This is a genomic window from Actinomadura vinacea (genome assembly GCF_039532545.1).
GTDB lineage: Bacteria > Actinomycetota > Actinomycetes > Streptosporangiales > Streptosporangiaceae > Spirillospora > Spirillospora vinacea.
In genome coordinates this window covers 223,947-246,927 of sequence record NZ_BAAARW010000039.1, presented here as the reverse complement: position 1 = coordinate 246,927, position 22,981 = coordinate 223,947, and the positions used below count along the sequence as shown (strand labels likewise).

Below are 22,981 nucleotides of genomic sequence, written 5' to 3'. Positions count from 1 at the left end.
CGGATCAGTCGACGATCACGGTCTCCCGCGGGGTGTGGTTCATCCGCTCGAACCCGTCCCGGGTGCAGACCACGATGTCCTCGATGCGGGCGCCGTGCGCGCCGGGGTAGATGCCCGGCTCGATCGAGAACGCCATGCCCGGCTCCAGCGGCTCGGTGTTGCCGGCCACGATGTAGGGGTCCTCGTGGGTCTCCAGCCCGATGCCGTGGCCGGTGCGGTGGAAGAAGTGCTCCCCGAGCCCGGCGGCGGCGATGATGTCGCGGCCGGCGGCGTCCACCGCCTCGGGCGTGGCGCCGGGCCGCACCGCCTGGCAGGACGCCTCCTGCGCCTCGCGCAGCACCGCGTGGTAGGCGGCGTAGTCGGCGGGCGGCGCGCCGACGCAGTAGTTGCGGGTGGAGTCGGAGCAGTAGCCGCTGGGCATCGTCCCGCCGATGTCGACGACGACCGGCTCGCCGGCCCCGATGACGCGGTCGGACGGTTCGGCGTGCGGGTTGGCGCCGTTGGGCCCGGACCCGACGATGACGAAGTCGACGGACGCATGCCCCTCGGCGATGATCGCGTCGGCGATGTCCCGGCCGACCTCGCGTTCGGTACGGCCCGGCTTGAGGAACCCGGGGACCCGGCGGTGCACCCGGTCGATCGCCGCGCCGGCCTCGCGCAGCGCCGCCACCTCTGCGGGGCTCTTGCGGATCCGCAGCTCGCGCAGCACGCCCCCGGCGGCGACCTGCTCGGCGCCCGGGAGCGCGGCCCGGAACCGCAGCGCCATGACCGCCCACATCCGGTCGGCAACCGCGACCTTGCCGGCCTGCCGCGGCAGCCGCGCGGCGACCAGCGCGTACGGGTCGTCGGTCTCGTCCCACGGCACCAGCTCCACCCCGAGCGCCCCGGCCCGGGACTCCCGCGCGGCGGGCAGCTCCAGCCGCGGCACCACCAGGAACGGCTCGCCGGCCGCCGGTACGACCAGGCAGGTCAGCCGTTCCAGCTGGAGCGCGTCGTAGCCGGTGACGTAGCGCAGGTCCGGGCCCGGCGTCAGCAGCAGGGCGTCCAGGCCGGCCCGCCCGGCGGCCTCGCGCACCCGGGTGAGCCGTTCCGCCGGATACAACTCCGTCGGCACTTCCGTTCCCATGTGGATCGCGGCGGTTCCGGGCTGCGCCGGCTCCGCCGCTCCCTCCCCTCCCGTGTCGGCCCGATCTTCCTTACCGGTCCAGGATCGCAGGACGACGGGGCGGGCCGCGGCGTACCGCCGATCGGCGGCGGGGCGTGCGACGATGGGCGCCATGAGCGGGCTGATGCTGCTGGACACGCCGTCGTTGTACTTCCGCGCCTTCTTCGGGGTGCCCGAGTCGGTGACCGCACCGGACGGGACCCCGGTGAACGCGGTGCGCGGCCTGGTCGACATGATCGCCCGGCTGGTCCAGGACCGCCGGCCCGAGCGGCTGGTGTGCTGCATGGACGCCGACTGGCGGCCGGCGTTCCGGGTGGCGGCGCTGCCGTCGTACAAGGCGCACCGGATGGCCGAGGACGGCGGCGACCAGACGCCCGACGCGCTGGCGGCGCAGCTGCCGGTGATCGAGGCGGTGCTGGCGGCGTTCGGGCTGGCCGTCGCGGGCGTGCCGGGGTACGAGGCCGACGATGTGATCGGCACCCTGGCGGTGCGCGGTGCGGCGGAGGGCCCGGTCGACGTCGTGACCGGCGACCGCGACCTGTTCCAGCTGGTGGACGAGCGCGGCCCGGTCCAGGTCCTCTACACCGCGCGCGGCATCCGCAACCTGCAGGTGATGGGCGAGAAGGAGGTCGCCGCCAAGTACGGCATCCCCGGCCGCGGGTACGCCGACTACGCCACGCTGCGCGGCGATCCCAGCGACGGGCTGCCGGGGGTGCCGGGGGTGGGCGACAAGACCGCCGCGGCGCTGGTGTCCAGGTTCGGGTCGCTGGAGGGGATCGTGGCGGCGCTGGAGTCGGGGTCGGCGGAGGGGTTCCCGGCGGGGGCGCGGCGCCGGCTGGAGGCCGCGCGCGACTACCTGGCCACGGCCGAGACGGTGGTGCGGGTGGTCACCGGCATCGACGCCCCGGTGCTTCGCGACCTGGACGACCGGCTGCCGGCGGCGCCGCGCGATCCGGAGGCGCTGGTGGCGCTGGCCGACGAGTGGAACCTGTCGGGACCGGTCAACCGGCTGCTGAACGCCCTCGCCCCGTCCTGACCGAAAAATCTGACGTTAAGGCAACGCTGTGCTGTCGAATGTGGCAGATGACGCAGACAGGCCGTGCCGTCTGCAGCAGCATCCTGATCGATGGCGGGGTTGCCTGGGAGATGTGGACGGCATGATCGCACGGCCGCCGGAGCGCGGCGGGCCCTGCCCGCGGCCCGTTCCGGGACCGGCGCATGAGCGGGCCGGCGCCCGTGGCACTGGGCCTCACCGCCCCACTCCCCCCAACTGCCGCGGGCGCCGGCTCACCGCGGCCTGTCCACTCGGGTCCTGTCCGCTCGAGTCCAGTCTCACCCCGACCGCCGACTCTCCCGCGTGGAGGGCACAGGAAACGGATCTCCCGTGACGGAACGGATCTCGCTCCCGGGCGACCACCACGTCCCCGGCCGCCCGGAGGGCTTCTGGGACGCCCTGGACGACACGCAGCGCGCCGCGCTGCGGCATGTCTCGCGCCCGCGCACGTACCCGGCGAAGAAGCCGCTGTGCTACCAGGGTGACGAGTCCGATCACATCATCATCATCGAGGACGGCTGGGCGAAGGTGACCTCGGCCACCGAGGACGGGCACGACGTGGTGCTGGCCGTCCGGGGCCCGGGCGACCTGGTGTGCGAGAGCGCGGTGCTGGGCAGCCGGCTGCGGTCGGCGACGGTGACGGCGCTGAGCCCGGTGCGGGCGCTGGTGGTCCCGGCGGCCCGTTTCACCGGGTTCCTGGACGCGCATTCGGTGGTGTGGCGGCTGGTCAGCGGCACTTTCGTGCGCCGTCTGGACGACGCCGACCAGCGGCTGCAGGCGCATGTGGCGGCCAAGGGCGCGCAGCGGCTGGCGCTGCTGCTGAGCAATCTGGCGGAGCTGTCGGCGCGGCACGCGCCGCCCGCGCCCGACGGCAGCATCGAGATCGCGCCGCCGCTGTCGCAGGAGGAGCTGGGCAGCTGGATGGACGCCTCGCGCGAGACGGTGGCGCGGGCGCTCAACAGCCTGCGCACGCTGGGTCTGGTGCGAACCGGATGGCGACGCATCACCGTGGTCGACCTACCGGGCCTGCGCGCCTACGCCCACGGCCACCCGCCCCCCTGACAGAAGCACGTGGGCCGTCAGGGGGCTGCTCTGGGGGTCGTGCGGTGGGCGGGTCAGCGGCGTGCGCCGCGGCGGCGGGACCAGCCGCGGCTGCGCCAGTCGGCGCCCGCGCCGATGCCGGCCAGGTGGAGCGCGACGAGCAGCAGCCCCACGGTGATGAGCGTCTGGTAGTCGAACGGGTCGGAGGCGACGTCGGCCAGGTCGAAGAGAAGTGCCAGGCCGAAGACGGCGGCGGCGGCGATCGCGAGCATGGAGACCTCCAAGGGTCGGCGTATCCCCGAGCGCAACCAGGCGATCTCCGAATCGCGGGCCGTTAAACCCGTGGCGCTTTGCGCTCGAAAAACCGCATGCGTCCGGGCGTCCGAAACCACTACGGTCGTTTCGTTCGAACGGGAGGAAACGTGCCGAGACTCAATCAGATCATCGCCGTGGAGAAGGGCGTCAAGGCCAAGGCGCTGCGGGAGCTGACCGACGCGCACCACACCGTGCAGAAGCAGCCCCTGCTCTCGGGCATCTCCCGGTCCTACCAGCCCAAGGACGAGGAAGGCGAGCAGCTGCCGCCGGAGTCGACCCGGGTGCAGGTGAAGGCCGAGGAGGTGCTGCGGCAGGCGTCCGCGACGCTGACCCGGCTGTTCGACGTGACCGCGACCAAGGACTGGACCAACTGCGCCGCCCGCGCCGACATCACGGTGGACGGCCGGACGCTGCTGGGCGACGTGCCGGTGACCTATCTGCTGTTCCTGGAGAAGCAGCTGGTGGACCTGCAGACCTTCATCAAAAAGCTGCCGGTGCTGGACGCCGCGGAGTCGTGGACGTTCGACGGGTCCACCGACAGCTGGAGGACCGACCCGGTCCGCACCGTCAAGACCAAGAAGGTGCCGTTCAACCACGTCAAGGCCGAGGCGACCGACAAGCATCCGGCGCAGGTCGAGGTGTTCTACGAGGACGTGGCGGTCGGCTACTGGACGACGGTGAAGTTCTCGGGCGCGCTGCCCGCGCGGCGCCTGAACGAGCTGCTCGACCGGATCGAGAAGCTGCAGCAGGCGGTCAAGTTCGCGCGCGAGGAGGCCAACGGCACGGAGGTGGACGAACGCAGCGTGGGCGAGGTGGTGTTCGGCTACCTGTTCGGTTAGAGTCGCAGGCTCCCCGTGTGGAGCGCGGGGGCGCGCCCCAGAAGGGCGCGAAGCTGAAACTGAAACGTCAGCCTGAACCGCACGGTGTTCAGTGGGGGTTCGAGTCCCTCCCCCGGCACTCCTGCCGGGGTGGCCCAAACGGGTAGAGGCAGCCGTGACCAAGCTCAGACTCTCGCTCCAGCTTCAGCATTCACCGCCGATCGCCGGATCGCCCGGACGCGGACGTAATCGTCGGGTTGCGGGTTCAACTCCCGCTCGCGCCTCTCATGGCGCGATAGCTCAACCGTAGAGCACGACGATATGAGGACTGATCCGCGTCCTTAAACGTGCCGGCGTGCGCAAGTGGGCGGTAACCAGGAGCCCGGAGGCGGGGAAAGCCTCCGGGCTCCACCAGTTCTCCGAGGGGGCGCATGCCCCTCGAGTGGCCGGCGGCTGACCGCGGCAGCGCGTTCGACGATCCGGCGGTCGTGCTTTGCGGCACGGCGCCGGCGACTGCACGGCCTGGACCCGCGAGACCGACGTGGAGTAGCTCACCCGATCGGCCAGCCGGTGATCTGTGCCGGGCGGCCGCGGCCGTGCCGGCTCAGGCGGCGGGTTCAGGCGGCGGGCCGGATGTCGAGGTCGCGGCTGAGGTCGGCGGTGATCTCGGCGTTGAGGCGGTAGGCGCGCCTCACCTCGTCGATGATCTTGGCACGTTCGGTTTCGTCCCATGGGGCGGTGTCGAGCAGGCCGCGGTAGTGGTCCTTGTACGCCTTGGGCTTGCCGGGGAAACGGTAGAACCGCACGCCGGGGTCGCCGGCGGCCAGGCCGAGGGTTTTGCGGACCTGGGCGCCGATGTACTGGCCGCCGGACAGGTCTCCGAGGTAGCGGGTGTAGTGGTGGGCGACGAAGCCGCCGGGCCAGTCGAAGCACACCTCGCGGAGGCGGTCGCAGTAGCGGAGGGTGGCCGGGAGGCGGCGGAGGCGGTCGCGCCAGCCCGGCCCGTACAGGTAGGCCAGGTCGGCTTCCAGCGCCTGGCGGCGGCGCAGGCCGTCGAGGGCGAATGGGCCGGCGACGGGGTCGGCGGACATCCGGTCGGTGGCCTGTTCCAGGAGGTCGTAGACGGGGTGGAGTTGGGCGACGAGCGCGGCGTACTCCTCGCGTCCCAGCCTGCCGTCGAACAGCGCCGCCATGTAGGCGGAGCCTTCGTTGTCGCCGTGGTCGCTCCAGGTGGCCTCGCGCAGTTCCGCCGCGAAGCCCCGGTCGGGTTCGGTCATCTCCGGCGCTCCCCTTCACCTCTCGACACCCGGACGCTTTGTTAGGCTAGCCTCACCTAACTTTCGGCGACAGTGGGTGCGCCGGGTTTTCCCGACGTCATGTCGGCTACTTTACCGACAGCCCGTCGGAATGCCTAGGGTCTCCCGGTGTCAGTGGGGTTCGTGGGCGGGCAGGCCGAGGGCTTGGCGCGCCTCGGTCGCCATGCGGACGACCTCGCGGCGGACCTGGGCGCGTTCGGTCAGCCGCTCGCTCCAGGGGATCCGGACGGGGACCTCCACGCCGTCGACGGTGGCGGCGAAGTCGATGCCGTCGGCGTCCAGGCCGGTCATGCGGGCGGCGGCGGCGCCGGGCCGGCCGCCCAGGGCGCGGCAGATGGTGGCGCAGTCCTCCGCGTGGTCCTGGTTCATGTGCCGCGTGATCTGCCGTACGACGTCCTCGCCGAACGGGTCGCCCTCTCCCATGGCCCCGCCTCTCCGCCTCGTTTCCGGACCGGACGGCCACCCTAACCGGTGAACCGTCCCGGGCATGCGGCGCGTACTGGTGGGCAGTGTGGTGACTCTCGGCCGGTGATGGAGGGCTCCTTTGGGTTCAGGTCCTCGATGACCAGGGCGGACGGTTCCGATGAGATGGCCGCTGAACTGTGGCAGCGGCTCCTGGCGTCGCTGGAGCGCCCGTGCGCGGCGTGCGGCGGCACCGGGAGCGTGCTCAGCGGCGACTGGAAGGCGTGGCACGAGCGGGCGGGCGAGCTGATCAGGGTCGCTCAGGCCGCCCAGCGGGCCACGACGCTGCAGTCGGCCGCCGGCCGGGGCGGTGCGCCCCCGGCCGGCGGTGCCGTCCCGGCCGGCGGCCCTGGAGGCGGTGGCGCGGCGCAGGGGAACGGCGTACCCGGCGGGACCGTTCCAGGGTCGGTTCCGCAGGCGTTTCGCGAGACGACGCCGCAGGGCGTCCCGCAGATGGCGCCCGCGGGGGCCCATGCGTCGGCCGTCCCGGGGGCACGGCCGGTCGCGCCTGGGCCGCCGGTGGCGGGGCAGCCCGTCGCGGGGCCGGCGGCCACGGGACCCGTGGTCGCCGGGCCGGCGGCGGCTCCGCAGCCGGGGGCGGCCCGGGGGGAGCCGGGGGCGGCGTGGGGGGAGCCGGCCACGGCGCCCGCGATCGTCACGGCGATCGACCGGGCCATCGACGATCACGTGCGGACGCGGCCGTCGGGGCCGGAGCGGGTGCCGTGCGAGGCGTGCGAGGGGTGCGGGAGGGCGCTGACGGCGGCCGGGGCCGGGCTGACGGACTTCCTGGCGCGGCACGGGCTGGTGTGGGCGGATCCGGGGTTGAACGGGCGTGGCGGCCAGGCCGTACAGCCGGGGGACGGCCCGTTTCCGACTTCTCCGTGAGGGCAGCTGTGACCACGACCGACGGCAGGCCGACCCGGGCGCTGACGAGCACGCCGATGAGGACGCCGGATGCCCCGGCGGGTGCGCGACCGGTGGCGCCGTGGCCGCTGGCGGTGGGGGCGGCGCTGCTGGTGCTGGCGCTGGTGGTGCGGTACGGCGGGGCGTTCAGCGCGGAGGCGGCGCCGGGGCTGACGCAGGCGGGGGCGCTGACCAAGGTGGGGCTGGCGGTCGCCGAGCTGTCCGCGCAGGTGTTCGGGGCGGTGACGGTGGGGTGGCTGCTGCTGGTGGCGGTGTTCCTGCCCGCTCGGGCGCCGGCGGCGGGGGTGCGGCGGTATCTGCGGTCGGCGACGGTGTGGGCCGGGGCGTGGGCGCTGTCGGTGCTGGCGGTGGTGATGTTCTCGGTGTCGGACCTGTACGGGGTGCCGGTGACGACGGGGGTCACCGGGAACATGCTGTTCAGCTTCCTGCTGGAGCTGTCTCAGGGCCGGGCTCTGCTGGTGGTGCTGGCGGCCGTGGTGGCGGTGGCGGTGGCGGCGCAGGCGGTGTCGACGCCGGGTGGCGCCGGGTATGTGCTGGTGCTCGCGCTGGGCGGGCTGCTGCCGCCGGTGTTCACCGGGCACGCGGCCGACACCTCGAGTCATGCGGCCGCCGTGTACAGCCTGGTCGCGCACGTGCTGGGGGCGGCGCTGTGGGTGGGGGGCCTGATCGTCCTGGTCGCGGTGGCGCGGAATCCGAGCAGCGTCTCCGGGGTCGGGGGCGGGGGCGATGTGGGCGGGTCTGGGGTCCGGCTGGCGGGGGTGGTGGGACGGTACAGCCGTCTGGCGCTGGCGTGTTTCGCGGTGGTCGCGGTGAGCGGTCTGGTGAACGCGTGGATCCGGCTGGGCGGGTTGGAGCTGGGGTCGCGGTACGGGGCGCTGGTGGCGGCGAAGACGGCGGCTCTGGTGGGGCTGGGGGCGTTCGGGTGGTGGCATCGCCGGGTGAGCCTGCCCGCCCTGCGCGCCGGCAAGGAGGGCGGCGCTGTGAAGGGGGGTGCCGGGTCCCTTTCCGGGCGGGGTGTGTTCGTGCGGATCGCGGCGGTGGAGATCGTCGTGATGGCGGCGACGATGGCGCTGGCGACGGGGTTGTCGCGGACGCCTCCGCCGGAGGTGGCGCAGGGGACGCTGAATCTGGTGACGCTGAAGCTGGGGTTCCCGCTTCCGGGCCCGGCCTCCTTGGGGGCCTACCTGCTGGACTGGCGGTTCGACCCGCTGTTCTCGGCGGTGGTGCCGGTGGCGGCGGGCCTGTATGCGCTGGGGCTGCTCCGGATGCGGCGGGCGGGGCTGTCCTGGCCGCTGTCGCGCACGGTGGCGTGGTATGCGGGGCTGGCGGTCATGCTGCTGGTCACGTGCGGCGGGCTGGCGCGTTACAGCATGGTGCTGTTCAGCGCGCATCTGGTGCAGCATCTGGTGCTGAGCCTGGTGGTGCCGGTGTTCCTGCTGCTGGGGGCGCCGGTCACACTGGCGCTGCGGTCACTGCCCCGTGGTTCGCGGGCGGGTGCGGACGCGGGCGGGCGTCCGGTGCGGGAGATGCTGGTGGCGGTGTTGCGGAGCCGGGCGTTCGGGGTGGCGTCGCATCCGCTGGTGGCGCCAGTGGTGTTCGTGGCGGGCCTGTACGGGTTCTACCTGTCGCCGCTGTTCGAGGCGTCGCTGCGGAACCATGCGCTGCATTCGTTCGCGATGGCGGTGTTCGTGGTGTCGGCGCTGGTATATCTGTGGCCGATCGTGGGGGTCGATCCGTTGCCGCGCCGGCCGTCGTTGAGCGTGCGGTTCCTGCTGGCGGCGGTGGTGGTGCCGTTCCATGCCCTGTTCGGCGCGGCGGTGATGGGCCGGGGCGGGGTGCTGGCGGCCGACTGGTACGGGCGGCTGGGCCGGGCGTGGGGGGATTCGCCGCTGCGGGACCAGCGGGTGGGCGGGGGCCTGGGGTGGGCGCTGGGCGAGATCGCGGCGCTGGCGGTGATCGTGGCGCTGGCGCACCGCTGGCTGCGGGACGACCGGCGCGCCGTCCACGCGGTGGACGGCGCGCCGGTGCGGGCCGGGGCCGGTCAGGTGACCGAGGAGTAGGCGACGACGCCGCGGCGCATGGCGTCCATGGCCTTGCGGGCGGTCTTGCGGATGTGGCTGTTGGGGGGTGCGGCGTCGGCGACCTGGCCGAGGAGGTCCAGGAGCTGTTTGACGGCGCGGACGAAGTCGCCGGCGGTCATGTCGGTCTCCAGGAGGACCTCGTCCAGTTCCTGGCCCTTGGCCCAGCGGTAGGCGGTCCAGGCGAACCCGAGGTCGGGTTCGCGGAGGAACGAGACGCGGTTGTCCTTTTCGACGGCGTCGAGTTCGCCCCAGAGGCCGACCATGGCGGCCAGGGCGTCGCGGGTGGGGCCGGTGGGCGTCTTGGGCGGTGCGGCGTCGTCGGGTTGCCGTGACTCGTACACCAGGGCGGAGACGCAGGCGGCGAGTTCGCCGGGGTCGAGGTGTTCCCAGACGCCGGCGCGCAGGCTTTCGGCGGTGAGGAGGTCGAGTTCGTTGTAGATGCGGCCGAGGCGGCGGCCTTCGTCGGTGACGGCGCCGTCATGGAGGTAGCCGAGTTGTTCCAGGACGGCGCAGACGCGGTCGAAGGTGCGGGCGATGACCTGGGAGCGGCCTTCGACGCGGCGGCGCAGCTGCTCGGTTTCGCGTTCGAGGCGGAAGTAGCGTTCGGCCCAGCGGGCGTGGTCTTCGCGTTTGTCGCAGCCGTGCACGGGGTGGGCGCGCAGTTCGGCGCGCAGGCGGGTGATCTCGGTGTCGTCGGTGGCGGGGACGTCGCGGTGGCGGCGGCGTTCGCGGACGTCGTCGGGGATCTTGTTGCGGAGGGTGGCGGCCAGGTCGCGGCGGTCCTGGGGGTTGCGGGGGCTGAAGGATTTGGGGATGCGGATGCGGTCGACGGGGTCGACGGCGCGGGGGAAGTCCTGGATGGACAGGCGCTGCACGGACCGGTTGGCGGTCAGGACGAGGGGGGCGGGGCCGTCGGAGCGGCGGCCGAGGCCGGGGTCCAGGACGACGGCGAGGCCGGAGCGGCGGCCGGAGGGGACCAGGATGACGTCGCCGGGCCGCAGGTGTTCCAGGGAGCGGGCGGCTTCGGCGCGGCGGGCGGAGGAGCGTTCGCGGGACAGGTCGGCTTCGCGGTCGGACAGGCGGCGGCGTAGCGCGGCGTATTCCATGAAGTCGCCGAGGTGGCAGTCGGCGGCCTTGGCGTAGCCGGCGAGGGCTTCCTCGTTCTTGCGGACCTGGCGGGCCAGGCCGACGACGGCGCGGTCGGCCTGGAACTGGGCGAAGGATTCCTCCAGGAGGGTGCGGGCGCGTTCGATGCCGACGGCGCCGACGAGGTTGACGGCCATGTTGTAGGACGGCCGGAAGCTGGAGTTGAGGGGGTAGGTGCGGGTGCCGGCCAGGCCGGCGACGGAGTTGGGGTCGACGTGGGGGGTCCACACGACGACGGCGTGGCCTTCGACGTCGATGCCGCGGCGTCCGGCGCGTCCGGTGAGCTGGGTGTATTCGCCGGGGGTGAGGTCGACGTGGGCTTCGCCGTTCCACTTGTCGAGTTTCTCGATGACGACGGTGCGGGCGGGCATGTTGATGCCGAGCGCGAGCGTCTCGGTGGCGAACACGGCTTTGATCAGCCCGCGGGTGAACAGCTCCTCGACGATCTCCTTGAAGGTGGGGAGCATGCCGGCGTGGTGGGCGGCGATGCCGCGTTCGAGTCCGGCGAGGTAGTCGTCGTAGCCCAGGATCCGCAGGTCGTCGCGGGACATGTCGGCGGTGCGCAGTTCGGCGTGCGCGCGGATCTCCTCCGCCTCCTCTTTGGAGGTGAGGCGCAGGTTGGCGTTGAGGCATTGCAGGACGGCGGCGTCGCAGCCGGCGCGGGAGAAGACGAAGGTGATGGCGGGCAGCAGCCCGGCGCGGTCGAGGCGTTCGATGACGTCGGGGCGGGCCGGGGGGCGGAACCGCTGGGGGCGGGGGGCGCGGCGGCGGCCGGTGCGGCGGCCCTGGTTGACCTTGGCGCGGCGGACCTCTTCGACGGCCATCCGCTGCAGTTGCGGGTTGATGCGGGCGGGGCGGTCCCCGCCGTCGCCGCGGCCCTTCCCGTCGCGGCCCTTGCCATTGGAGCCCGTCCCGTCGGAGCCCGTCCCGTCGGGGCCGCGCTTGCCGTTGCGGGCGGCCTTGCCGGGGCCGGTGTCGACGAACAGGTCGTACAGGCGGGTGCCGACGAGCATGTGCTGGAAGAGGGGGACGGGGCGGTGCTCGTCGACGATGACGGCGGTGTCGCCGCGGACGGCCTGGAGCCATTCGCCGAATTCCTCGGCGTTGCTGACGGTGGCCGACAGCGCCACGATCCGGACCGAGTCGGGGACGTGGATGATGACCTCTTCCCAGACGGCGCCGCGGAAGCGGTCGGCGAGGTAGTGGACCTCGTCCATGACCACGAACGCCAGCCCGGCCAGGGTCGGGGAGCCGGCGTAGAGCATGTTGCGGAGCACCTCGGTCGTCATGACGACGATGGGCGCCTCGCCGTTGACGCTGTTGTCGCCGGTGAGGAGGCCGACCTTCTCGGGGCCGTAGCGGCGGACCAGGTCGGCGTACTTCTGGTTGGACAGCGCCTTGATCGGGGTGGTGTAGAAGCATTTGCCGCCGCCGGTGAGGGCGAGGTGGACGGCGAACTCCCCGACGACGGTCTTGCCGGAGCCGGTGGGCGCGGCGACCAGGACGCCGCTGCCGTCCTCCAGCACCCGGCAGGCCTCGAGCTGGAAGGCGTCCAGTTCGAAGTCGTAGAGGGTGCGGAAGTCCAGGAGAGCGGGGCCGTTCCCGGCGGTGCGCTCGCGGTAGGCGGCGTAGCGCTGGGCCGGGGTCCCGGCGGCCGACTGCGTGTCGGGGGTGGTCATGGTTCGAGCCTACGGTTTGGAGCGGCCCGATTCCCAATCAGTTCCCGATCGGCGGCCGGTGCGGCGCGGTGTTCGCGTCCGGCCGACCTCCGCCGGCCGGCGGAGCCGGTGGCCGATCAGTGCCGGGTTTCGCCCTTTTCGAGTTCGGCGTCGATCTCTTCGATGTTCAGGGGTGCGGCCTCGTCGTCGGACAGGCCCGCGTATGGGTCGGGGCGGCGGGCGCGGCGGCGGTCGTTGAGGAAGGCCAGCAGCGCGGCGACCTCGAACAGCAGGACGGTCGGCAGCGCCAGCGCGAGCATGGTGAACGGGTCCGCGCTGGGGGTGGCGACCGCGGAGAACACGAAGATACCGAAGATGATCATTCGCTGGGAGCGGCGGATGCGGTGGGAGCTGAGCACTCCGGCCATGTTGAGGATGACCACGAACAGCGGAAGTTCGAAGGTGAGGCCGAACACCAGCAGCATGGCCAGCACGTAGCCGAGGTACTGGTCGACGCTGATGAGCGCGGCGACGTCGTCGGGCACGAAGCCCAGGAAGATCGACAGGCCCTTGTCGACGGTGACGTAGGCCAGCGCGGTGCCGACGAAGAACAGCGGGATCGCCGCGCCCATGAACAGGTAGGTCCAGCGGCGTTCCTTGCGGTACAGGCCGGGCGCCACGAACGCCCACAGCTGGAACAGCCAGACCGGCGAGGAGATCACCAGCCCCAGGATGAACGCGATCTTCAACCGGAGGAAGAAGGAGGAGAAGATCCCGTTGACCACCAGGGAGCAGCGGCCGTTGAGGTCCTTGGACTGCGGCAGCGCGCAGAAGGGCTCTTTGAGGAAGTCCCAGACCGGGCTGAAGAAGATCCAGCCGATGATGGTGCCGGCCAGCAGCGCCAGGAGTGCCTTGATCAGGCGGTTGCGCAGTTCCCGCAGGTGGTCCATCAGGGGCATGCGGCCCTCGGGGTCGGCGGCCTGCCGCGTCATCAGCTTCATCGTGGGCGCTCTGGGATCTGGTCTCGCCGGTCCATTCGTCGGGGGGACGGTGGGTCAGGAGGTCTTGCGGGTGCGGTAGTCGGAGACGGGCACGCCTTCGATGGGCTCGCCGGAGGGCAGCGCGCCCTGGGCGCGCTGCGCGGCGCCGGGCTCCTGGGCGGCGTCGCGCTCGAGCCGGGCGGCCTCCTCGCGCAGCCGGGCGGCGCGGTCGCGGGCCGTCTCGGCGGGGGCGGCGTCGGCGGTGTGCGCGGCCGGGGCGGGCTTGTCGTCATCGGCCTTGTCATCATCGTCGCGCAGGCCCTTGGTCTCGGCCTTCAGGATGCGCGCCGACTTGCCCAGCGAGCGCGCCAGCTGCGGCAGCTTGGCCGACCCGAAGATCAGCAGTACGGCCACCAGGATGATGAGCAGCTCGGGGGTCCCGATGTTCGGCATGAGATTCCTCTTCAGCAGCGTGATACTTAAGACGATCGTACGCCGTCGTCCGGCTCTTGCGCCGCACGGGTTTCCTGCAGGTCGTGGAGTTCATCACGGAGCGCGCGATGTTGGGGTTCCAGCCGCCGCCGGGTCCGTTCCAGTTCACGCGACAGCCGCCGCACCCCCAGGTAGACCCTGAACGAGCAGGCCGCGAGCACCGCCAGGCCGGCGAAGCCCAACGCGACCGACACCGCACCCCACGCCATGATCGTCACGGTAGCCGAAATCCTCAGACGGTGTCGTAGAGGGCGAGGGCGCGGGCGGCGTCGGCGCGGACGCCGTCGGCCAGTTCGGGCGGCGACACGATGCGTCCCTGGTCGCCCAGCCGCAGCGCGAGGCCCCGCACCCAGCGGGTGTCGGGGGTGCGCAGCGTGATCCGCAGCCGGCCCTCGCCGAGTTCCTCGACGCTGTCGCAGGGGTAGTAGTCGGAGACCCAGCGGCCCTGGGCGGTCAGCTCGATGGTGACGGGGACGTCGCCGGGCGAGGGCCGGAACAGGCCGGCGTCAACGTCGCGCGGCTCGGCCCCGGCGGGGACCTGGGCGGGCACGTCCAGGGGGGTGAGGCCGGTGATGCGGTCGAGGCGGAACAGCCGGACCGCCTCGGCGCGGCGGCACCAGCCCTCCAGGTAGGTGTTGCCCTCGACGACCAGCAGCCGCATCGGGTCGACGTCGCGTTCGGTGTTCTCGTCGCGGGCCGGGACGTAGTACGACAGGTGGACGCGGCGGCCGGCGCCGATCGCGGCGCGCAGCCGGCCGAGGGTGTCGCCGCGGGCGTCGACCTCGACGGCGACCTTGCTGGACACCTGGGCGGCGGCGCCGGCGGCGCCCTCCAGCTTGGCGATGACGCGGCTGAGCGCGTCGCGGTCCTGCAGGTCGGGGATGCCGGCCAGCATCCGCAGCGCGACCAGCAGCGCGCTGGCCTCGTCGACCTTGAGCCGCAGCGGGCGGGCGATCGACTCGGCCTCGGTGACGGTGATCTCGCCGCCCTCGTAGGACAGGTCGATGGGGCAGTAGGGGTCGGGGGCGCGCAGTTCCACGCACCACAGCAGGTTGAGGTCGTCGATGAGCTGCTTCTGGGTGACGCCGAAGGCCGCGGCGGCCTCGTCCAGCGCGACCGAGTCGCGGCTGATCACGTAGGGGACCAGGGCCAGCAGGCGGGCCAGCCGGTCGGTGGAGGTGGTGGAGCCGCCCGCCCTGCCGGGGGGCGTCTTGCCGGGGTTCCGGCCGCCGCCGGCCGCGCCGCCCCTGCCCCGCGGCTGCTCGGCCGTGCCTGCGGTCGTTCCGCTCGTGTTCGCGGTCATGTGTCCCTCGCGCTCATCTGGCCTGCGGGTGGGCGTGGCCGTCACCGGCCGCCGCCAGGGTCGACTTGAGCCGCTGGATGACCGCCTCGCGCAGGTCGGGCGGGTCCAGCACCACCACGTCGTCGGCGAACCCGGCCAGGTAGGGGGCGAACCGGTCGGCGTCGCGGAAGGTCAGCACGGCCTCGTCCCAGACGCCGTCGCCGACCGGGCGCACGTCGCCGGCCCAGCGGCGCGGGCCCTGGGCGGCCCCGATCCGCAGCCGCACCGTCGCCGGGCGCGGCTCGGTGACCGGGTCGCCCCAGTCGAAGGCGAGCCGCCGCACGTCCACGCCGTCGGGGACGGTGACGCTGCCGTCGGGCCCGTCGGCGGCGACCTCGCCCGCGATGCGGCTGAGCCGGAACACCCGGGTCTGGCCGCGGTCGCGGTCGTGGCCGACGACGTACCAGCGGCCGCGCCGGCTGACCACCCCCCACGGCTCCAGATGGCGGCGCGACACCGACGTGCGGCCGACGCCCTGGTAGTCGAAGGCGACCGGGCGGCCGTCGCGGACCGCCTCCCACAACGCGGGGAAGGCCGGCTCGCCGGTGTCGACGCGCGGTTCGATGCCCATCGCGGTGGTGGCGTCGGCGGCGCCGGTGTCGACGCCGGCGGCGCGCAGCTTCAGCAGCGCGCCGGAGGCCGCGTCGGCCATGCTGGCGCGCTGCCAGACCCGCGCGGCCAGGCCCAGCACGGCGGCCTCGTCGGGGGACAGATGGATGTCGGGCAGCTCGTAGGCCTGCGGGGGGATCCGGTACCCGATCTCCTCGCCGGTGCCGCCGAGCTGGTCGCTGCCCACCTCCAGCGGGACGCCGAGCTCGCGCAACTCCTCCTTGTCGCGCTCGAACATCCGCTTGAACGCCTCGTCGGAGTCGGGGTAGCCGGGAACCGCCCGCCGGATCTGCTCGGCCGTCAGGTAGCGCCGCGTGGCGAGCAGGCAGACCACCAGGTTGAGCAGGCGCTCGGTCTTGCGCCGCGACACTTCGCCACCACCTCTCCAGTTCGTGAAGCCCTAGTTCTGGTCATGCGGTTCGGATCATGCGGTCCGGGTATGCGGTTGTACGGGCCGCGAGGGCCCTATGGATCGTGCCGCCGGGCGGCGCGATCAGGCGGCGTTGCGGGCGGCGCGGCGGAGAAGCCCGCGCTTCAGCATGTCGCTCGTGTCAGGACGCTACCGTTTCCTTGTGATCCGATGGCGCAAAGGCACGGTAGAAAGCGTCCGCCGGGAATGGCCGGGGGCGGTCGAACTGGACGTCACGATCCGGGACGACGGCACGCACCCGGCACCGGCCTGCCGCGCCCTGGCCTATCCCGCGCTCGTAGGACGCCCCGAACCGGGCGATACCGTCCTGCTCAACACTACGGCCTTGGCGATGGGCCTGGGGACGGGCGGCTACGCGATGGTGGTGGCCGTCCCCGACCGGCTGCCGCCCGACCCGTCCGGGCCGGGGCACCTGGTGAAGGCCCGCTACACGCCGCTGCAGGCCACCGTGCTGGGCGCCGACGAACAGGACTCCCCCCACCACGCGCTGCTGCGCGAGGCCGACTCCCTGGACGGCGCACCGGTGATCGTGGCCGACCTGCATTCGGCGCTGCCGCCGATCCTGGCCGGCCTGCTGGCGGCCCGTCCCGGCACCCGCGCGGTGTACGTGATGCCCGACGGCGGGGCGCTGCCGGCCTGGTTCTCCATGTCGATCGCGCGGCTGCGGGAGGCGGGCGCGCTGGCCGCGACGGTCACGGTCGGGCAGGCGTTCGGCGGCGACCTGGAGGCGGTGACGGTGCACACCGGACTGCTGGCGGCGCGGCTGGTCCTGGACGCCGAGGTGATCATCGTCGCGCAGGGGCCGGGCAACCTGGGCACGGGGACCCGGTGGGGGTTCTCGGGCGTGTCGGCCGGTGAGGCGGTCAACGCCGCGGCGGTGCTGTCGGGACGCCCCGTCGGATCGCTGCGGGTCAGCGACGGCGACAAGCGCGAGCGGCACATCGGGGTGTCCCACCACAGCCTGACCGCCTACGGAAGGGTCGCGCTGGCGCGCGCGCAGATCGCGGTGCCCGAACTGGGGGGCGAGTTCGGCGCCCGGGTGGCCGGCGAGGCCGCCTCGCTCGGCGACCGGCACGAACTGGTCCCGGTGACCGTGGACGGCCTGCGCGAGGCGCTGTCCGCGGCGGAGCAGGAGTGGGGCGTGCGGCTGTCGACGATGGGCCGCCGCCTGGACGAGGACCTCCCCTACTTCCTCACCGCCGCCGCCGCGGGCCGCCACACCGCCACCCTGCTGTGACCGCTCCCCGGCGGGGCTCGCCAGGAGGGCGCGGCCGTCAAGAGGGCTCGGCCGTCAAGAGTGCACCAGGACGCCTTCGGGGGTGTAGGACTCGCGGAAGGTGAACGCCCGCGGCGAGGGGCCCTGTGCGCGCAGCGTCGCGAGCCGCTCGACGCCCTCCTCCACCGTGGGCGTGCGTCCCGCGGTGATCCACCACAGCACCAGGTGCGACTCCACGTGCCGCTGGAACCACTCGCGGCGGCGGCGCAGCACCTCCAGGTGGGCGCTGCGGTACACGAAGTCCCACAGCGCCGCGCGGGTCTCCCACACCGAGTAATTGATGATCACGTCGGGGCCCATCGGCTGCACGCCGGTGGCATCGTCGGCCCCCTCCCCCACCAGCCGCCACACGAAGCCGGGCGCGGCGTCGGCCAGCGCGTTGACCGGCTCAAGGAGCGCGACGAACTCGGAGAGCCGGGGGTCGTCGAGGGGGGACTTCAGCGTGCCCACGTTGAACTGGGCCAGGTGGTGACCGTGCATGCGCCTAGCCCACCACGCACCGGATCTCTATGTCAATCTCCATTATTTTTAGAAGGGCCGGGCGCGAGCGGATCGGCCTGCGGGTCCGCGGGCGCGTCCGCGGGCGCGTCCGCGGGCTCGACCACGGCGCAGCACCGGCCCGGCCCGGCCTCGATCCGCACCCGCACCCCCTCGACGCCCTCCAGCAGCCCCTCCAGCAACGCCAGGTTCATCCCGCACACCAGCGGCGGGAACCGCTCGGAGAGGGCATGGAAGGGACAGTTGCGCATCAACAGCAACCGCCCGTCCAGGCACGGCTCGTACCCGCGACGCTCCAGCAGAGCCGCGACCTCCTCCAGACCCCGGCACGGAGCCGCCCCCTCCTCCCGCAACTCCTTGCCATGCGCGCGGGCGGCGTCCCGGAGCTCTTCGTCCAGCCCGGCGGCCTCGGCGGCCTCGGCCAGCAGCCCGGCCGCCGTACGGTAGTCGCGCGGCGGCAGCGACACCTCGCGCTCCCCCGGCGTCCGGCGGTAAAGCTTGGCCGGACGGCCCGCACCCGGCCCGGAACGGCCCGTCAGGCGCCGGCTGACGGCCTCCAGCAGCCCCGCCTCGACCATCCTGTCCAGATGGAAGGCCGCCAGCGTGCGCTGGATCCCCGCGGCCTCGGCCGCCTCGTTCCGGCTCACCTCGCGATCCTGCGCCCCCACGTACGCGTACAGCCGCCGCCGGACGGGATCCTGCAGCAGGGCGATCGCCTCTATGTCCTCCACCCGCCCAGTCTAAGAACAACCGGGATCTGTTTTAGAGGGCCGGCCGCGATCGATCGGTCGGTGGGCGCCGGAGGCTGTGGAAGCTGCGGGGGGCCGGGTGCTGCGGGGGGCGGGGTCAGTGGGCGCCGAGGATGTCGACGACGAAGACGAGCGTGTCGTCGCCCTTGATCTTGGCCTGCGCAAGCCCCTTGGGGCCGTACCCCAGCGACGGCGGCACCACCAGCAGCAGCCGGCTGCCGACCTTCTGCCCCACCAGCGCCTGGTCCCAGCCCTTCATCACCTGGCCGGTCCCGATCGTCGCCGCGTACGGACGCCCGGCCTTCCAGGACGAGTCGAACGCCTTGCCGTCCCGCCAGAACACCCCCACGTACTGCAGCGCCAGCAGATGCCCCCCGCGGACCGCCGCCCCCTCCCCCTGGACCAGGGTGCGCACCTGCAGATCCTTGGGCGGGGCGATCTTCGGCACGGTCACCGACGGGCCCTGGCCCGCCACCACCGGCCCCGCCTTCGGCAGGCGCGGATCGCTCAACGGCTGCTGCCGCCCCTTGGCCTGCGCCGTCCTGGCGTAGATCGCCCGCACATCCAGCACGTACAGCAGCGTGTCACCCGCCCCGACCTGGTGCTGGGCGGCGCCCTTGTCGCCGTAGCCGTCCCTCGGCGGAATCTTGGCCACCACCCGGCCGCCGACCCGCGCCCCCTCCAGCGCCCTCTCCAGGCCGGGCACCAGCCGACCGGTCGGGAACGCCCCGGGACGACCCGCGATGAAACTGCTCGCCAGCAGCTTGTTGCCGTCCTTGTTCCACCGGTACCCGACATAGTCGGCCACCACCAGATCACCCTCGCGCGCCTCGGCCCCATCGCCGCCGGTCACCGTCTTCACCGCCAGCTCCCGGCCCGGCGCCTCCTTGGGGAACGACACCTCCGGACGGGAACCGAAGTCGCCCTTCACCGCCACCTCGACGTCGTCCGCACCGGAACACGCTCCGGTCAGCAGCAACGGAACGGCCAGCACGGCGGCCGCGGGAACGACGATGGAGAGTCGACGTCGCATACGGGTCCTTCGGGGGTGGCGAGCGCAACTGAGCGCTCACCCTACCCCTCTGGTAACCCGCCGGTAGCCTCTACCGGCGCTCACCCGGGCGTGTCGCACGACCACGCCCGGTCACCCCGGGACGCCCCTCCCCCGAGCCGCGGGCCCGGGCGGTAGCGCCTCGCACGCTCCGCTTCCTCCGGCCTCTCCGTACGCGCCCGGCGGGCCCGCTCACATCCCCGCGATGAGCTTGTCGACGCGCTCGTCCACCGAACGGAACGGGTCCTTGCACAGCACCGTCCGCTGCGCCTGGTCGTTCAGCTTCAAATGCACCCAGTCCACCGTGAAATCGCGCCGCTTCTCCTGCGCCCGCCGGATGAACTCCCCGCGCAGCCGCGCCCGCGTCGTCTGCGGCGGCACCGACTTCGCCTCGAAGATCGCCAGATCGCGCGCCACCCGCTCCACCGACCCCCGCTTCTCCAGCAGGTAGTACAGCCCGCGATCGCGGTGCACATCGTGATAGGCCAGATCCAGCTGCGCCACCCGCGGCGACGACAGCGGCAGATCGTACTTGCGCCGGTACCGCTCGATCAGCCGGTACTTGGTCACCCAGTCGATCTCCCGCGCCACCAGGTCCAGATCGCCGGTCTCCACCGCCCGCAGCGTCCGCTCCCACAGGTCCAGCACCCGCATCGTCACCTCGTCGCCGCCGCGCCGGTCCACGAAGTCCTTGGCCTTGCCGTAGTACTCCTTCTGGATCTCCAGCGAGCTGGCCTCCCGGCCGTTGGCCAGCCGCACCTTCCGCCGGCCCGTCATGTCATGGCTGACCTCGCGGATCGCCCGGATCGGATTCTCCAGCGTCAGGTCGCGCATCACCACGCCCGCCTCGATCATCCGCAGCACAAGGTCGGTCGCCCCGACCTTCAGCAGCATCGTGGTCTCGCTCATGTTCGAATCGCCCACGATCACGTGCAACCGCCGGAACCGCTCGGCGTCGGCATGCGGCTCGTCCCGGGTATTGATGATCGGCCGCGACCGCGTCGTCGCCGACGACACGCCCTCCCAGATGTGCTCGGCCCGCTGCGACACGCAGTACACCGCACCGCGCGGCGTCTGCAGCACCTTCCCGGCCCCGCAGATGATCTGCCGCGTGACCAAATACGGGATCAGCACATCGGCCAGCCGGCCGAACTCCCCGTGCCGCCCCACCAGGTAGTTCTCATGACAGCCGTAGGAGTTGCCGGCCGAGTCGGTGTTGTTCTTGAACAGGTAGATATCGCCGGCGATGCCCTCCTCGCGCAGCCGCCGCTCGGCGTCCACCAGCAGACCCTCCAGGATCCGCTCCCCCGCCTTGTCGTGCGTCACCAGGTCGATCACGCTGTCGCACTCGGGCGTGGCGTACTCGGGGTGGCTTCCCACGTCCAGGTAGAGCCGCGCGCCGTTGCGCAGGAACACGTTGCTGCTACGACCCCACGACACCACCCGCCGGAACAGGTAGCGGGCCACCTCGTCGGGTGACAACCGCCGCTGCCCGCGGAAGGTGCAGGTGACGCCGTACTCGTTCTCAAGCCCGAAGATGCGCCTGTCCACACCGTGAGCCTATGCGGCCGGGAGCCGACTTGGCAGCCTCTGAAGCCTCTGGTTTCACCGCCGGTACACGCCAGGACGCGCGGCGACGCTGCCTCGGTGCGGAATCGCGGGACTTCGGAGCGTGATGACAAAGTTTTGGAGACGGGGATGAGACGGACCCCCAGGCCGACGCCTTTACGTTGTAGATCATTTGCGTCGCGCCCCGGAGACGACGAAGGCCCGCCGCGACCAGCGCGACGGGCCCTCGCCCACTCCTCGACGGCTACCCCGCGGAGTCCTCCGACCCGCCCGCGCCATTCGCCCCGTCGCCGTCGCCGTCGCCGGCATCCGCGCCGCCGCCGTCGTTCGCCTCGTTCAGCAGCCGCTCGATCCGCGCCGCCGGCAACGCCTTGAACAAACGATGCTCCCGATTACGATCCAGCACCGCCACCTCCAGCGACTTCGCCTCCAGATGACGATCCGCGTCCTGCGCCTCCAGCGCACGCACCGCCACCTTCAGCGCCTCCGCCAGCGACATCCCCTCCCGGTACCGATCCTTCAGCACCTGCGCCACCGCGTCCGCCTGACCGCCCATCGCCACATAACCATGCTCGTCGGCCACCGAACCATCGAACGTCAACCGATAGATCTGATCGGTCTCCGCACCATCGCCCACCTCCGCGACGACCAACTCCACCTCGTACGGCTTGTTCGTCTCCGTGAAGATCGTCCCAAGAGACTGCGCGTACACGTTCGCCAGCCCCCGCGCCGTCACATCACGACGGTCGTACTGGTACCCGTTCACATCCGCGTACCGCACCCCGCCCAGCCGCAGATTCTCGAACTCGTTGTACTTCCCCACCGCCGCGAACGCGATCCGATCATAAATCTCACTGATCTTGTGCAGCGCCCGAGACGGATTGTCGGCCACGAACAGGATCCCGTCGTCGTACTGCAGCACGACCACGCTACGGCCACGCGCGATACCCTTGCGCGCGTAATCCGCCTTGTCCTTCATCTGCTGTTCAGGCGACACATAGAACGGCATCGACACCGGTCTGGATCCCTTCTATCGCAGCGGGGCGGTCGGCCCGCCCGGCGAGTCGTAACGTCCCTCGACCACGGACCGCGCCAACGCGCCCACCTCGTCCTCACCCAGCCGGCGGTACCCCTCGTCCGACACCACCGCCACCACCGGGAAGATCCGCCGCGTCAGATCCGGCCCACCCGTCGCCGAATCGTCATCGGCGGCGTCATACAACGCCTGCACGCACACCAGCGCCGCATCCTCCACCGACAGATCCGCGCGCCACAGCTTCTTCAACGCCCCCCGCGCGAACACCGACCCCGACCCGATCGAGTAGAAATCCCGCTCCTCATACCGGCCCCCCGCCGGATCGTAGGAGAAGATCCGCCCCCCATCGCGCTCCTCGTCGTACCCGGCGAACAACGGCACCACCGCCAGCCCCTGCATCGCCATCCCCAGGTTCCCCCGGACCAGCGTCGCCAGCCGATTCGCCTTACCCTCCACCGAAAGCGTCCGGCCCTCACGCTTCTCGTAATGCTCCAGCTCCACCTGGAACAACCGGACCAGCTCCATCCCGATCCCGGCCGTCCCCGCCACCGCGATCGCCGAGAACTCGTCCGCCCGGAACACCTTCTCCACATCACGCTGAGCGATCTGATGCCCCGCCGTCGCCCGACGATCCCCCGCCATCACCACACCACCGGGAAACGTCACCACCACGATCGTCGTCGCATGCGGGATCGCATCCCCCGCCGACCCGGCCGGCACCGGCCGCCGCCCCGGCAGCGACTGCGGACTGTAGGCACCCAGGAACTCCGTGAACGACGACAGGTCAGGGTTCACGAACAACCCCGGCACCCGTCCGGTGTGAGCATCGTGCGACGCCACGCGACTCCTTCCTCCACCACGGCACCGGCTCCCCTCACAAGCCCACCGGCGCTGACCAACTCAGACCCTACTGTTCAACCAGCACCCACCGCATGCCACGCGATCCCCTCCACAGTCCGCCCACGGCGA

22 protein-coding genes are annotated in these 22,981 nt (G+C 72.3%); 6 read left to right on the top strand and 16 right to left on the bottom strand.

What is annotated here, in order from left to right; translation table 11 throughout:
* Positions 1-4: 4 nt before the first annotated feature.
* Positions 5-1,126, bottom strand: coding sequence for a M24 family metallopeptidase (locus ABD340_RS42385; RefSeq protein WP_344597544.1), 1,122 nt, complete (start codon positions 1,124-1,126; stop codon positions 5-7).
* Positions 1,127-1,277: 151 nt separating this feature from the next.
* On the opposite strand from ABD340_RS42385, the gene ABD340_RS42380 reads away from it, so the two are divergent.
* Together ABD340_RS42380 and ABD340_RS42375 are read left to right on the top strand one after the other, a co-directional pair.
* Positions 1,278-2,201 (top strand): 5'-3' exonuclease, encoded by a 924-nt coding sequence (locus ABD340_RS42380; RefSeq protein ID WP_344597138.1) that lies wholly within the window; start codon positions 1,278-1,280, stop codon positions 2,199-2,201.
* A 348-nt stretch (positions 2,202-2,549) separates the two neighbouring features.
* Complete coding sequence (locus ABD340_RS42375; RefSeq protein WP_344597136.1) at positions 2,550-3,281, top strand: Crp/Fnr family transcriptional regulator; 732 nt, start codon at positions 2,550-2,552, stop codon at positions 3,279-3,281.
* 53 nt (positions 3,282-3,334) lie between these two features.
* On the opposite strand, the gene ABD340_RS42370 is transcribed toward ABD340_RS42375, so the two are convergent.
* The gene (locus ABD340_RS42370; protein ID WP_344597135.1) at positions 3,335-3,532 is read right to left on the bottom strand and encodes a hypothetical protein; all 198 of its coding nucleotides are present in this window, start codon (positions 3,530-3,532) and stop codon (positions 3,335-3,337) included.
* Positions 3,533-3,682: 150 nt separating this feature from the next.
* Between ABD340_RS42370 and ABD340_RS42365 the strand changes: the two genes are divergently transcribed.
* Positions 3,683-4,414 (top strand): DUF7873 family protein, encoded by a 732-nt coding sequence (locus ABD340_RS42365; protein ID WP_344597133.1) that lies wholly within the window; start codon positions 3,683-3,685, stop codon positions 4,412-4,414.
* Between the two features lie 596 nt (positions 4,415-5,010).
* On the opposite strand, the gene ABD340_RS42360 is transcribed toward ABD340_RS42365, so the two are convergent.
* On the bottom strand, positions 5,011-5,670 hold the full coding sequence (locus ABD340_RS42360; protein WP_344597131.1) for a biliverdin-producing heme oxygenase: 660 nt from the start codon (positions 5,668-5,670) through the stop codon (positions 5,011-5,013).
* A gap of 150 nt (positions 5,671-5,820) precedes the next feature.
* The gene (locus ABD340_RS42355; RefSeq protein WP_344597129.1) at positions 5,821-6,132 is read right to left on the bottom strand and encodes a DUF2470 domain-containing protein; all 312 of its coding nucleotides are present in this window, start codon (positions 6,130-6,132) and stop codon (positions 5,821-5,823) included.
* A 165-nt stretch (positions 6,133-6,297) separates the two neighbouring features.
* On the opposite strand from ABD340_RS42355, the gene ABD340_RS42350 reads away from it, so the two are divergent.
* Entirely contained in the window at positions 6,298-7,056 is a 759-nt protein-coding gene (locus ABD340_RS42350; protein WP_344597128.1) for a hypothetical protein, read from the top strand.
* Between the two features lie 56 nt (positions 7,057-7,112).
* A complete protein-coding gene (locus tag ABD340_RS42345) occupies positions 7,113-9,155 on the top strand; it encodes a bifunctional copper resistance protein CopD/cytochrome c oxidase assembly protein (RefSeq protein WP_344597126.1) in 2,043 nt (680 codons plus the stop codon).
* Here the strand turns inward: ABD340_RS42345 and ABD340_RS42340 are convergent.
* The 6 genes from ABD340_RS42340 to ABD340_RS42315 form a co-directional block, all read right to left on the bottom strand.
* The gene (locus tag ABD340_RS42340; RefSeq protein ID WP_344597124.1) at positions 9,137-12,001 is read right to left on the bottom strand and encodes a DEAD/DEAH box helicase; all 2,865 of its coding nucleotides are present in this window, start codon (positions 11,999-12,001) and stop codon (positions 9,137-9,139) included. The genes ABD340_RS42345 and ABD340_RS42340 overlap by 19 nt on opposite strands.
* A 116-nt stretch (positions 12,002-12,117) precedes the next feature.
* Positions 12,118-12,981 (bottom strand): twin-arginine translocase subunit TatC, encoded by an 864-nt coding sequence (tatC, locus tag ABD340_RS42335; RefSeq protein WP_425547523.1) that lies wholly within the window; start codon positions 12,979-12,981, stop codon positions 12,118-12,120.
* A 54-nt stretch (positions 12,982-13,035) separates the two neighbouring features.
* Positions 13,036-13,413 carry a Sec-independent protein translocase subunit TatA gene (gene tatA / locus ABD340_RS42330; RefSeq protein ID WP_344597121.1) on the bottom strand — a complete coding sequence of 126 codons (378 nt, stop codon included), beginning with the start codon at positions 13,411-13,413 and terminating at the stop codon, positions 13,036-13,038.
* A gap of 26 nt (positions 13,414-13,439) precedes the next feature.
* A complete protein-coding gene (locus ABD340_RS42325) occupies positions 13,440-13,661 on the bottom strand; it encodes a hypothetical protein (protein WP_344597542.1) in 222 nt (73 codons plus the stop codon).
* 23 nt (positions 13,662-13,684) lie between these two features.
* On the bottom strand, positions 13,685-14,755 hold the full coding sequence (locus ABD340_RS42320) for a helix-turn-helix transcriptional regulator (RefSeq protein ID WP_344597119.1): 1,071 nt from the start codon (positions 14,753-14,755) through the stop codon (positions 13,685-13,687).
* Between the two features lie 13 nt (positions 14,756-14,768).
* Positions 14,769-15,773, bottom strand: a complete 1,005-nt coding sequence (locus ABD340_RS42315) for a helix-turn-helix transcriptional regulator (protein ID WP_344597117.1) — start codon at positions 15,771-15,773, stop codon at positions 14,769-14,771.
* Between the two features lie 202 nt (positions 15,774-15,975).
* On the opposite strand from ABD340_RS42315, the gene ABD340_RS42310 reads away from it, so the two are divergent.
* Entirely contained in the window at positions 15,976-17,070 is a 1,095-nt protein-coding gene (locus ABD340_RS42310; protein WP_344597115.1) for a DUF3866 family protein, read from the top strand.
* A 54-nt stretch (positions 17,071-17,124) separates the two neighbouring features.
* Here ABD340_RS42310 and ABD340_RS42305 read toward each other — a convergent pair whose 3' ends face one another.
* The 6 genes from ABD340_RS42305 to prcB all read right to left on the bottom strand — a co-directional run bounded on the left by ABD340_RS42305 (position 17,125) and on the right by prcB (position 22,852).
* Positions 17,125-17,589, bottom strand: coding sequence for a DUF3291 domain-containing protein (locus ABD340_RS42305; protein ID WP_344597113.1), 465 nt, complete (start codon positions 17,587-17,589; stop codon positions 17,125-17,127).
* Positions 17,590-17,621: 32 nt separating this feature from the next.
* Positions 17,622-18,338: a helix-turn-helix transcriptional regulator gene (locus ABD340_RS42300; protein ID WP_344597111.1), complete on the bottom strand. Its 717-nt coding sequence runs from the start codon at positions 18,336-18,338 to the stop codon at positions 17,622-17,624.
* 115 nt (positions 18,339-18,453) lie between these two features.
* Complete coding sequence (locus tag ABD340_RS42295; protein WP_344597110.1) at positions 18,454-19,389, bottom strand: FKBP-type peptidyl-prolyl cis-trans isomerase; 936 nt, start codon at positions 19,387-19,389, stop codon at positions 18,454-18,456.
* Positions 19,390-19,599: 210 nt separating this feature from the next.
* Positions 19,600-20,958, bottom strand: a complete 1,359-nt coding sequence (pafA, locus tag ABD340_RS42290; RefSeq protein WP_344597108.1) for a Pup--protein ligase — start codon at positions 20,956-20,958, stop codon at positions 19,600-19,602.
* Between the two features lie 262 nt (positions 20,959-21,220).
* Positions 21,221-21,985, bottom strand: a complete 765-nt coding sequence (gene prcA / locus ABD340_RS42285) for a proteasome subunit alpha (protein WP_344597540.1) — start codon at positions 21,983-21,985, stop codon at positions 21,221-21,223.
* Positions 21,986-22,006: 21 nt separating this feature from the next.
* Positions 22,007-22,852 carry a proteasome subunit beta gene (prcB, locus tag ABD340_RS42280; protein ID WP_344597106.1) on the bottom strand — a complete coding sequence of 282 codons (846 nt, stop codon included), beginning with the start codon at positions 22,850-22,852 and terminating at the stop codon, positions 22,007-22,009.
* Between the last annotated feature and the right edge of the window lie 129 nt (positions 22,853-22,981).